This is a genomic window from Streptomyces sp. NPDC027663, from assembly GCF_055566415.1.
This window is the reverse complement of record NZ_JBVHSK010000011.1, coordinates 170,198-181,976: the sequence shown is the minus strand read 5'-3', so window position 1 is coordinate 181,976 and position 11,779 is coordinate 170,198. Positions and strand designations below refer to the sequence as shown.

At 75.5% G+C, this 11,779-nt stretch carries 7 protein-coding genes; 4 read left to right on the top strand and 3 right to left on the bottom strand.

Annotated features, from left to right (window positions below; all coding sequences use genetic code 11):
* Window positions 1-69: 69 nt before the first annotated feature.
* Window positions 70-1,158 (bottom strand): WD40/YVTN/BNR-like repeat-containing protein, encoded by a 1,089-nt coding sequence (locus tag ACZ4SF_RS26860; protein ID WP_468388903.1) that lies wholly within the window; start codon window positions 1,156-1,158, stop codon window positions 70-72.
* Window positions 1,159-1,448: 290 nt separating this feature from the next.
* Between ACZ4SF_RS26860 and ACZ4SF_RS26855 the strand changes: the two genes are divergently transcribed.
* On the top strand, window positions 1,449-2,036 hold the full coding sequence (locus ACZ4SF_RS26855) for an Rv1733c family protein (RefSeq protein WP_468388901.1): 588 nt from the start codon (window positions 1,449-1,451) through the stop codon (window positions 2,034-2,036).
* Between the two features lie 29 nt (window positions 2,037-2,065).
* Here the strand turns inward: ACZ4SF_RS26855 and ACZ4SF_RS26850 are convergent, their stop codons facing one another.
* The gene (locus ACZ4SF_RS26850) at window positions 2,066-4,048 is read right to left on the bottom strand and encodes a HEAT repeat domain-containing protein (protein WP_468388899.1); all 1,983 of its coding nucleotides are present in this window, start codon (window positions 4,046-4,048) and stop codon (window positions 2,066-2,068) included.
* 145 nt (window positions 4,049-4,193) lie between these two features.
* Window positions 4,194-5,873 (bottom strand): DNA alkylation response protein, encoded by a 1,680-nt coding sequence (locus tag ACZ4SF_RS26845; protein ID WP_468388897.1) that lies wholly within the window; start codon window positions 5,871-5,873, stop codon window positions 4,194-4,196.
* Window positions 5,874-5,944: 71 nt separating this feature from the next.
* On the opposite strand from ACZ4SF_RS26845, the gene ACZ4SF_RS26840 reads away from it, so the two are divergent.
* From ACZ4SF_RS26840 to ACZ4SF_RS26830, 3 genes are all read left to right on the top strand, one after another.
* Window positions 5,945-6,715: a PaaX family transcriptional regulator C-terminal domain-containing protein gene (locus tag ACZ4SF_RS26840; RefSeq protein WP_468388895.1), complete on the top strand. Its 771-nt coding sequence runs from the start codon at window positions 5,945-5,947 to the stop codon at window positions 6,713-6,715.
* Between the two features lie 243 nt (window positions 6,716-6,958).
* Entirely contained in the window at window positions 6,959-7,441 is a 483-nt protein-coding gene (locus tag ACZ4SF_RS26835; RefSeq protein WP_468388893.1) for a hypothetical protein, read from the top strand.
* 8 nt (window positions 7,442-7,449) lie between these two features.
* Window positions 7,450-11,760 (top strand): HAD-IC family P-type ATPase, encoded by a 4,311-nt coding sequence (locus ACZ4SF_RS26830; RefSeq protein ID WP_468388891.1) that lies wholly within the window; start codon window positions 7,450-7,452, stop codon window positions 11,758-11,760.
* The last annotated feature ends 19 nt before the right edge of the window (window positions 11,761-11,779 follow it).

Here is an 11,779-nt window from a genome sequence, read left to right as displayed (position 1 = left end):
CGGCCGGCGATCAACCACCGGCCGGAGCACGACCCGCAGGATCCACCACCCCGCCGCCCCGCCCGCTCGTCAGCCGACCACCGCCGCGCGCACACACAGCACGTCCGGCAGATGCGCGGCCAGTTGCTGCCAGGTGTCGCCGTCGTCGGCCGAGGCGAACACCTCGCCGTTGCGGTTGCCGAAGTACACCCCGGCCGGGTCGGCGTCGTCCGTGCACAGGGCGTCCCGCAGGACCGTGCCGTAGTGGTCCCCGTCCGGCAGGCCCCGGGACAGCGGTTCCCAGGTCCGGCCCGCGTCCGCCGTGCGGAAGACCCGGCAGCGGCGCCCGGCCGGCACCCGGTCCGCGTCGGCGTTGATCGGGAAGACGTACGCCGTGTCGCCCCGGTGCGGGTGCGCGGCCACCGCGAAGCCGAACGTGGACGGCAGGCCCTCGCCGATGTCGGTCCACTGCCCGCCCGCGTCGTCGCTGCGGTACACCCCCCAGTGGTTCTGCAGGTACAACCGGTCCGGGGCGGCCACGTCTCTGGCGACCTTGTGCACGCACTGGCCGAACTCCGGGTTCGGATCCGGCAGGAACACCGCGGACACGCCGGAGTTGGACGGCGCCCAGCTCGCACCGCCGTCGGTCGTGCGGAACACCCCCGCCGTCGACACCGCCACGGTCACCGCCCGCGGGTCGCGCGCGTCGGTGAGCACCGTGTGCAGGCCCTCACCGCCGCCGCCCGGCACCCACTTCGAGCGGGTCGGGTGTTCCCACAGCGGCCGGACCAGCTCGAAGCTCTCACCGCGATCCACCGACCGGTACAGCGCCGCCGGTTCCGTGCCCGCGTACACCACGTCGGGCTCCGCCGCGGCCGGGTGCAGCTGCCAGACGCGCTCCAGGGAAGCGCCGGTGTCCTTGGGGAACTTGACGGCGGGCTGCGCGGGTTCGGTCCAGGTCCGGCCCAGGTCGTCGGAGTGGAACACCGACGGGCCCCAGTGCGCGCTGTCGCCGCCCGCCAGCAGCCGCGGCCGGGCGCCCCGGGTGTCGATCGCGACCGAATAGACCGCCTGCGCGTTGAAGTACGGGCTCTCGTCGAACTCCCAGGGGCCGCTGCCCCGCTTCCGTCCGATGAACAGGCCTTTGCGGGTGCCCACCGCGAGCAGTACCTCGGCCATGCCGATCACCTCCGGGACGTCTTTGTCCGCGTGGTCGTCCAGTAGTCGTCCAGCTGTCGGCAAGTGTGCACCCCCCCCACTGACACTCTCCCCCGTGTGAGCGTCGCCGCAGGTCACGGCTGTGTCGCCGACTGGTGGCGAAGATCGGGCCGGCCCGTTGCGGCATGCGCCTGCGCGAGAGCGGTGTCTCGTGCGACCGTCGTGCGGACGGCTCGTCGTGAGCAACGGAGCGAGCTCTCCCGTATGGGAGGGCGGTCCGGCCGGTCGGTGCGCTCGTGAGGAGGATGCCTTTGAAGGCGTTCCGTGGTCCGAAGGTGTGGCTGTGGCGCTGGCGGCGCAATCCGCTCAAACGCCGGGCCGACGTGGTGGAGGCCTGGGTGGTGCTCGGTGCCTGTCTGCTGACCGTCCTGGCCGGAGTACTGGCCGGCCTCGCGACCGCCCGCTCGGTGGAGCACGGCCTCGCCTACGAGCGCCTCACCTGGCGGCCCGCCGTCGCCCGCGTCGTCACACAGCTCCCGGGATCGACCCCGGCGCAGAGCAACCACACCTCCGCCGGGGAACGGGTCTGGGCCAAGGTCCGCTGGACGGTGCCCGACGGTTCCGCTCACACCGGACAGGTACGGGTGGAGCCCGGCAGCAAGGCCGGTTCGCCGGTCACCGTCTGGACGGATCCGCGGGGCCACCTCGTCAGCCGTCCCACGACCGTCTCCGAGGCCGCCTTCCGGGCCGCCCTGACAGGCATCCTGGTCGGCGTGAGCACCGCAGCCGTCCCCTTCGTCGGCGGCCTGGCCCTACGAGGCCGCCTGGAACGCCGCCGCATGGACGCCTGGGACACGGAATGGGCCCGGCTGGGCCCGCAGTGGGGCCGGATGGTCTGAAGTGGCCGCCGGCCCGCCGCGCCCCTCGGCTACAAACTCGCCACCACCTCCCGGCACATCCGCACCAGCTCCTCGTCCTCCGGGATGTCACGGCTGCCGTACGCCACGTCGCGGCCCGTGTGACGGCGGGGCGTGGCCAGTTCGGCCGTGACCAGGTCCCGCAGCGGGGCGGCGGCCGGGCCCATCGCGGTCAGGCAGCCGGCGATGGCGCCCCGGCTGCGTGGATCCTGCGCCCAGGCGGCCCGGAGCACGGGCAGCACGGGGGCGGGATCCATGGTGATGCGCCACACTGCGTACGCCGCCGGTACCCGCTCACGCGCCGGACCGGAGCGGGCCAGCCGGTGCAGATCGGGCAGGGCGGCGCGGGCGGCCGGGCCCAGTCCGCCCAGCTGCCGGGCGGCGCAGCCGCGAGCCACGGGGTCGGGCTGCGCCAACTCGCGCAGGAGGACGGGGAGTACGGCCGCACCGTCTCCCTCCACCGCCCACAGCGCGCCCGCCGCGACGGCCGCGTGCCGCGTGTGCAGCAAGGCGCGCAGCAGTGGCACCGCCTCCGCGGTGGCGCCCAGTTCCTCCAGCGTCCCGATCACCTCGCCGACGACCGCCTCCCGTGCCCCCAGGCTGTCGGGAGCGCCCGAGAGCAGCCGTAACACCTCGGGCACGGAGTCCCTGTCGCCGACGGCCCCGACCGCCGACAGCAGCGGGGAGGCGAGCCGGGCCGCGGCGGGGGAGGCGAGCGGGATCCGGCCCAGCCGGTGCCGTAACGCGGGCGCCAGGGGAGCCGCGGCCCGCCCGAGGTGCGCTGCCTCCTGTCCCAGGCCGACGGGTGCCGCCGGACCGGCCAGGAGCTGGGCCAGCGGTGGGACGGCGCGCGGATCGCCGCTCCTCGCCAGGGCCTTGAGGGGGCCGCCCAGCGTGGGCGGGCAGCGCTCCCAGCGGTGCGTCCACAGGTCGGGCCGGGCGGTCACCAGGGCGTGCAGGTCGTCCGCGGCGGGCGCGGCCAGGGCGAACAGCTCCGCCAGCACCGAGACGGCAGCGTCACGCAACCGGTCCTGCTCGGTGTTCAGCTGGGCGCCGAGCAGCCCGACCGGCTCGCCGTACTCGCCGCGCCAGCCGCGGAACAGCCCCGCCGACATCCACACGGCATTGCACCGGTCCACCGGGTCCGGACTGGTCAACTGCCCGGTGAGCAGGGCTGTCCGGTCGTCCACCCGGTCCCCGAGCGCGCCGTGCAGGGTGCGCAGCAGCACCGCGCCCTCCTCGTCGGACGGGCGCAGCCGCCGTATCCGCCCCACGAGGGTGTCCGTGCCGCAGTGCTCCTGCGCCCGGCTGCGGTGCGCGGACCGCTGCCGAAGGAGCCGGACCGCGGTCGGCACCAGGTCGCCGGGGAGCCGGCCCGGCGCGCGCAGCGCGAGCTGCCCGAGCGCCGCGAGCCGCAGCCCCGGCGCGTACGGCGGCGCGCTCTGTTCCGCCAGGAGGTCCACCGCGCCGTCGGCGTGCGCGGGGTACCGGTCGGCGAACAGGCCGAGGGCCTCGGTGAGGGCCGGCAGGACATAGTCGTCCCGCTCGGCCCGCAGCCGCTGCCGCAGCAGCTCCAGGACTCGCGACGGCTCGGCCGGAAACCGTGCCAGCGCCCCGGCGGCCGCCCGGCGCACCGCCGGGTCCGGGTCCCCGGCGAGGGCGGTGAAGGCCTCGGCGCCCTCGCACACCGCCTCCCGGGCCCGCCGGTCCGCAACGGCGCCCTCCCCGCCGATGCTGACCAGGAGTTCCACCACGGAGCCCCGGTCCGGCACCTCCTCACGGGCCGCGAGCGCGAACAGGAAAGGGATGCAGGCCAGGGTCGAGTCGTAGACCCTCCCCTGGTGGTGCACCGCGCCGTACAGCCCGTCGAGCGCGGTCGCCCGCTCGGCGGCGTCCTCGGACGCCAGGGCCCGTAACCAGGCGGGCACGTCCTCCGCGCTGCCGTACGCGTGCCGCAGCGAGGCCCAGTCGACCTCGTCGATCCCCGTGAACACGTTGTCCTCCCCAGGCGAGTGCCACTGATCGCGAGTGTGCACCACCGCACTGACAACGGTCCGGAAGCGGATGCTGACTGTGTGCGATCCGTCGGCGGTGACCGGCCATGGGAGAGGGGACCGCGCGCACGCGCGCGCGGAGGGTTCAGTTCCGGCCGGGCAGAGCGCGCTCCAGGATGGCGTCCAGACCGGTACCGGAGGGCAGCGTGCCGAACGCGTGGCCCCAGTCGCCGCCCAGCCGGGTCGCGCAGAAGGCGTCCGCGACCGGGTGCGGAGCGTGCCGGACGAGCAGGGAGGCCTGCAGCGCCAGTGCCATCCGCTCGACCAGCCGACGGGCGCCCGTCTGATCGGTTCCGGCCAATTCGTCCTTCAGCGCGCCCACGGCCGTGTCGAGGCGGGCGTCCGCCCCGCGCGCGAGGGCGAGTTCGGCGAACAGGGCGTCGGCGGTGTCCGCCTCGCGGCCGAGGGCGCGCAGCACGTCGAGCGCGTTGACGTTCCCGGAGCCCTCCCAGATCGACAGCAGCGGGGCCTCCCGGTAGTGCCGGGGCATGCCGGACTCCTCGACGTACCCGTTGCCGCCCAGGCATTCCAGGGCCTCGGCGGTGAAGGCCGGGCCCCGCTTGGTCACCCAGTACTTGCCGACGGCCGTCGCGATACGCCGGAAGGCCCGCTCCCCGGCGTCCCCGCGCACCGCGCGGTCCGCCGCGCCGGCCAGCCGCAGCGTGAGCGTCGTCGCCGCCTCCGACTCCAGCGCGAGATCGGCCAGGACGTTGCGCATCAGCGGCTGGTCGATCAGCCGCGCGCCGAACGCACTGCGGTGCCGGGCATGGTGACCCGCCTCGACCAGCGACTTGCGCATCAGGGTCGCCGAGGACATCACGCAGTCCAGCCGGGTGCAGTTGACCATCTCGATGATGGTCTTCACGCCCCGGCCCTCCGGCCCCACCAGCCATGCCACGGTCCGGTCGAACTCCGGCTCCGAGGAGGCGTTGGACCGGTTGCCCAGCTTGTCCTTGAGCCGCTGTATGCGGAAGGTGTTGCGGCTGCCGTCCGGCAGGATGCGTGGCACCAGGAAGCACGAGAGACCGCCTGGGGCCTGCGCGAGCACCAGGAAGACATCGCACATCGGTGCCGACGTGAACCACTTGTGCCCGCGCAGCGTGTACACGCCCGGCTCGTCGGTGGGCGTGGCCGTGGTGGTGTTCGTGCGGACGTCGGAGCCGCCCTGCTTCTCGGTCATGCCCATTCCGGCGAGCAGTCCCGGCTTCTCGGTGGGCGCGCGCAGCTCCGGGTCGTACTCCCGGCTGGTGAGCAGCGGCTCGTACACCTTGGCGAGATCCGGCTGCGCCCGCAGGGCGGGGACGGCGGCGTACGTCATCGACGTCGGGCACCCGTGTCCCGCCTCGGTGTGTCCCCAGACCAACCCGCCGGCGGTCCGGGCCACGTGCGCCCCCGGCCGCTCGTCGGCCCACGGGGCGCCGGCCAGGCCCTCGGCCACCGCCGTGCGCATCAGGTGGTGCCAGCTGGGATGGAAGTCGACCTCGTCGACGCGGTGCCCGTAGCGGTCGTGGGTGCGCAGCACCGGCTCGTACCGGTTCGCCTGCTCACCCCACTCCTGCGCCTCCACGCTGCCGGCGCGCGCCCCCAGGTGCCGGAGGTCCGCCTCGGCCCACCCGGCGCCCTCCCGGCGCAGCCCCTCCAGCAGGGCCGGGTCGTCGGAGGCGTCGTACGGGGCGAGCGGCGTGGCCTGGTTGGTGACGTCGTGCGTGGCGTACGACTGCGGGGCCGGTGACGGCAGCTGCGGCTGCGCGGGAAGGGAGACCATAGGAGCATGTTGCACTCTTCCTGCGGTCGCAGCAATGATGCAACAGAAAGGCGCACGTACAGTACGGATCCATGCGCATGAACGTCTCGGCGGAACCGGACGCGGCCGCCCTGCGGCCGCTGTCGGCCCGGTCGGTCGTGCTGAGCCTGCTGCTCGGCACGCATCCGCCGGAGCTGCCGGTGAAGGACCTGGTCCGGCTGGTGGAGCCCTTCGGGGTGGGCGGCTCCACGCTCCGTGCCGCGCTGAGCCGGATGGTCGCCGCGGGAGACCTGCGGCGCAGTGACGGCATCTACCGGCTCAGCGACCGGCTGCTGGACCGGCAGCGGCGCCAGGACGACGCCGTACACCCCCGCACGCGCGCGTGGGACGGCGACTGGGAGATGGTCGTGATCACGACGACGGGCCGCGGCCCCGCCGAACGCGCCGACCTGCGTGCCCGCCTCACCGCCCTGCGCCTGGCCGAACTCCGCGAGGGCGTCTGGCTGCGCCCGGCCAACCTCGAGCGCCCCCTGCCGGCCGCCCTGCACCAGGTGGCCCTGACGTACACCGCCCGCCCCGGCGAACCGCCGCGCGACCTGGCCGTCCGGCTCTGGCCCCTGGCCGACTGGGCGGCCACCGCCCGCTCGCTGCTCGCCCGCACGGCCGGCGCGGTCCGTCCGGCCGACCGCCTCACCGGCTACGCGGCGGCTGTCCGTCACCTGCTGACCGACCCGGTCCTGCCGTCGGCCCTCCTGCCCGCCGACTGGCCAGGCGGGGCCCTGCGTTCGGCCTACGCCGGCTACCGGCGCCAATTGGCCACGGATCTTGACCTGGACCTGGACCCGCGTGACCGTGAGCGCTGAGCTGAGCTGAGCTGACGGACGGGAGCGGAGACGCCGAGCGCTTCGGACAAGCGTTTTCCGGGCGCCGTGTCTCGTGCGTCGCGCACCGGCCCTCGGGTCAGGGATCCCGTGGCCGGGCAAGTGACGGCCGGGCATACGGTGGCGTTCCCTGGAAGAAGGGGTGATCCCTGGAGAAACTGGGATGACCAGCACGGTTGTGGGCACTCGGTGGGACACGCAAGACGATCTCACCCGAGGAGAGTCATGGCTGAGCAGAAGTCGTCGTCGGTCCTCACGGCGCCCCTGCGCGGCGCGGCCTCGGTACTGCGCAGGGTGCCCGGCGCCGGAGCGGTGAGCAGGGCCGCCGGGGAAACACTGGACAAGGTCGGCGCCGTCTCGCCCCGTGGGCGGCGCATGGCGGTGTACACCGGGGCAGGAGTGCTCGGCGTCGCGGGCGTGGTGGAGTGGCCCGTGGCGCTCACCGGAGCGGCGGTGGCCTGGCTCACCCAGCCCCGGCCCGCGCCCGAACAACGCCTCGAACCCGCGCCTGACACCGGCACCGCGTCGCTCAGGTCCGGCAGCGAACCGGCCCGCCCCACCGAGGCGTCCGGCCGGAGCGAGGCAGAGCCGGGCGATACGGCAGCCCCCGGCGCACCCGAGGCCGCCCCCGGCGTCCGGGCATCGGCCGCCAAACCGTCCTCCGGTCCCCTCGGGCCCGCCGCACGGCCCGACCGCACCACGCTCTGAGGAGGGACATGGCCCTCGGTCTGCTGACGGTACCCGCTGCTGCCGCCCGCCTGCTGCCCGCGGCTCCGCGTCTGCTCGCGCGAGCGGCCGCACCCGCGGTCGGCATGGCCGCCGGTGCCGCCGCGGCAACCGCGCGTGCCGGCGTGCGTGGCGCGGACGCCGCAGCGCGGGTGAGGTGCGTGGCCGGCAACGCGCTGCCCGGCGCCGGCACGCACTGGCGCGCCGGTGCCCGCGCACACCTGGCCCTGCGGCCCCTGGAGGAGGAGTACGTGCGGCGCGCCGGCGGCACCGGCCAACTGGCCCGCCGGATGGCCGAAGCACTGGCCGAACGGCCCGACGTGCTCATCGCCTACTGGGACGAGGGGCTGGCACGCCTGGTCGTGACCGCGACCGAGGAGGAGGCCGCCGACCGGGTCGTGGAACACGCTGCCGACCTGGCCGCCCGGCACGGCCTCGCGCTGGCCGGCGCGGACGTGGAGGAGAACACGCACCCCGCCGACCCGGCCGGGGTGCGCGCCGCGGCGGCCACGCTCGCGGCCGACGGCGTCGGGATCGGCGTGGCCCTGACCGCCTACGCGCTGCGGCTGCCGCCCTCGCCGCGGATGCTGACCGCGGTCGTGACCCTGCTGCGGGAGAACCCGCGCTTCCGCGCCTGGCTGCGCGCCCGGCTCGGCGAAGCCCGCATGGATCTCGTGCTGGCCTGTGCGAACGCCGCCGTGCACGGTGCCGGCCAGAGCCCGACCTCACTGATCCTCGACGGCACCCTGCGGGCCTGCCAGTTGGCCGAGACCGTGGCCCGCTCGGCCGCCTTCGACGCGCTGCACGACCGGCTCTGCGCGCCGGGCCGGGTCAGCCTCGCTCCGGAGGGACCGCCGCGTCCGCCGCTGCACGTCTCCCCGGCGCAGGAGTACGCGGCGCACGCCTCCGCGGGCAGCCTGCTGGGCGCGGTGGCCACCATGCTCGTCAAGCACGACGGGGCCGAGGCGGCGGAGGCGGTGCTCGCCGGCTCCCCGAAGGCCGCCCGCTATGGTCCCGCCGCCTTCCACGCCGTACTCAGCGCAGCGCTGGCCCGCACGGGGGTGCTGGTGCGCGATCCGGCCCGGCTGCGCCAGCTGGAGATGGCCGGCACGCTCGTCCTGCAAGCCGGCGCACTGCGCACCGAGGCCGGTGAGGCCGACCCGTGGGCCGAGCCCGTGCTGGACGCGGCCCGCCGGGCCGGTCTGCGTGTGGTGCTCGTGGACGATCCCGCCCTGGAGGACTTCACCGGCCTCGCGGACCAAGTCGTGGACGCCCGCCGTCCGCTGGACGACGTCGTGTACGAGGCGGGCGGCGACGAGGGCGCCGTGCTGGTCGCCGCCCGGGTGCGGTCGGGCGACGAGCACGACGTCCTGGCAGCGCTGCGCGCCGCGGACGTCGCGGTCGCCCTGACCGACCGGGACGGCGCGGTCGTGTGGAGCGCGGACATCCTCGCCCTGCACGGCCTGCCCGACCTGTGGCGGGTCCTGACCGCCATCCCGGCCGCCCGCGGCGTCGGCCGGCGCGCCCAGACCCTGGCCCGCTCCGGTGCCGCGCTGTCGGGACTGCTGGTGGCGGTCGGCGAGTCCGGCGGCGGAGGCGGCCGGCGGGCCGTGCTGCCGGGACTGCGGCACGCCCCCGTCGACGCCGGTGCCGCGACGGCCCTGCTCTCCGGGATACGGGCGGCGCTCGGCGTGGCTGCGGCCCGCACCCCGCACCCCCGGGCGCGCGTGCACTGGCACGACCTGGACCCCGATCAGACCCGGGAACGGCTGGAGCACGAGCCGGTCGCCGACACCGGCCCGTACGACCGACTGACCGCCCGGCTGCGCACGACGGCCCGGGGCGTCGTCATGCACCCGGCCGCCACGCCCCTGCGCTGGTCCTACCGGCTCGGCCGGGCGGTCCGAGGGGAACTGCACGACCCGCTCACCCCGGTGCTGGCCGTCGGCTCGGCGGCGTCGGCGATCCTCGGCTCCATGGTGGACGCGCTGCTCGTCGTCGGCGCGCTCGATCTGAACGCCCTGGTCGGCGGCATCCAGCGGCTGCGGGCCGAGGAAGCGCTGTCCGGACTGGTCGCCAACCAGAAGCAGAAGGCCCGCCTCGTACCGCCCGAGGAGCAGGCCCCGGAGGGCGGCACCCGCACCGTCGAGGCGGGCGGGCTCCGGCCCGGCCACGTGATCCAGCTCCAGGCGGAGGACGTGGTGCCCGCCGATGCCCGGCTGCTGTGGCAGGAGGGCCTGGAGGTCGACGAGTCCGCCCTGACCGGTGAGTCGCTGCCGGTGGAGAAACAGACCGATTCCACCCCGCACGCCCCCGTGGCCGAACGGCGCTGCATGGTCTTCGAGGGGACCACCGTGGTGGCGGGGGAGGCCCGGGCCGTCGTGGTCGACACCGGCGACCGCACCGAGGCCGCCCGTGCGGTCCACCTCGCCGCCCGCACGCCCGCGGCCGGCGGAGTGCAGGCCAGGCTCCAGGAACTCACCCGCAAGGCGCTGCCGCTGACGCTGGCGGGCGGCGCCGCGGTGACGGGGCTGGCGCTGCTGCGCGGCACCGCGATCCGCGAGGCGGTCAGCGGCGGGGTCGCGGTGGCCGTGGCGGCCGTACCGGAAGGACTGCCGCTGGTGGCAACGGTCGCACAGCTGGCGGCCGCCCGGCGGCTGAGCCGTGACGGTGTCCTGGTCCGCACCCCGCGCACGCTGGAGGCGCTGGGCCGGATGGACACCATCTGTTTCGACAAGACCGGCACGCTCACCGAGAACCGGCTGCGGCTGGTGCGCACCTCCGACGCCGAGGGCGCGGTGCACGCGGTGGACGACGCCGGCTCCGAGGGGACGATACGGGCCGCCGCGCGGGCCTGCCCGCAGCTGAACGGCGGCTCCGACCGGCCCGTGCACTCCACCGACGAGGCCGTGCTGGCCGCCGCCGGACCCGACCCGGACTGGACGCAGCTCGCCGAACTGCCCTTCGAGGCGGCGCGCGGTTACGCCGCCTCCGTCGGCCGGAGCGGCGACGGCCCGCCCGTCCTCGTGGTCAAGGGCGCCCCGGAGACGGTGCTGCCCGCCTGCTCCGGCCTCCCGGCGCAGGCCTCCGAGGGCGCGCACGCGCTGGCCGCGGACGGTCTGCGGGTGCTGGCGGTGGCCGAACGGCGGCTGGGCGAGGGCGAGCAGGAGTCCGATGCCCTGGAGCGGGCGCTGGAGAACCTGGACTTCACCGGCCTGCTGGCGCTGTCCGACGTGCCGCGCGAGACCTCCACGGCGCTGGTGAGCGGGCTGCACGGCACGGGCGTACGACCGGTCATGCTCACCGGCGACCACCCGCAGACCGCGCGGGCCATCGCCGCCGACCTCGGCTGGCCGGAGGACACCGTGGTCGTCACCGGCGACGAACTGGCCGCGGCGGACCGCGCGGCCCGGGCCCGGATCCTGCGCGACGCAGGCGTGGTGGCCCGGGTGGCGCCGGAGCAGAAGCTGCAGGTCGTCGAGGCGCTGCGGGACGCCGGCCGGGTGGTGGGCATGGTCGGCGACGGCGCCAACGACGCCGCGGCCATCCGTGCCGCCGACATCGGCGTCGGCATCAACGCCCGCGGCTCGGCCGCCGCACGCAACGCGGCGGACATCGTGCTGACCGACGACGACCTGACCGTGCTGATCGACGCGGTCGGCGAGGGCCGTGCCCTGTGGCACAGCGTGGCCGACGCCATCGCCATCCTGATCGGCGGCAACGCGGGCGAGGTCGGTTTCGGCATCCTCGGCACGCTGCTGTCCGGGCGCGCTCCGCTGTCCACCCGGCAGATGCTCATGGTGAACCTCTTCACCGATCTGTTCCCGTCGATGGCGGTGGCGGTGACCGAGAAGGAGGGTGGCGAGGGCGCGGCACGGGTGCAGAACGGTTCGCCGGAGGACGCGGCCACCGTCCTCGGCGAGCCGCTGCTGCGGCAGATCCGGCACCGGGCCCTGACCACCTGCCTGGGTGCGCTCACGGCCTGGCTGATCGGCCGCTTCACTCCGGGCACCGCCCGCCGCTCCAGCACCATGGCGCTGTGCGGGGTGGTCGGCACCCAGCTCGTGCAGACACTGCTGGACCGCAGGGACAGTCACCTGGTGCAGATCACCTCACTGGGTTCCGCCGTGGCCCTCGTGGCCGTCGTCCAGACCCCGGGCGTCAGCCGCGCGTTCGGCTGCACCCCGCTCGGCCCGGTCGCCTGGGCGGGCGTCGTGGCCGCGATCGCGCTGGCACTGGCGGGGCAGCGGACCCTGCCCCGCCTGGAGAGCACCATCGGTCGGCTGCTGCCGACGACGTGACCCGGGAACCCGGCCCGCC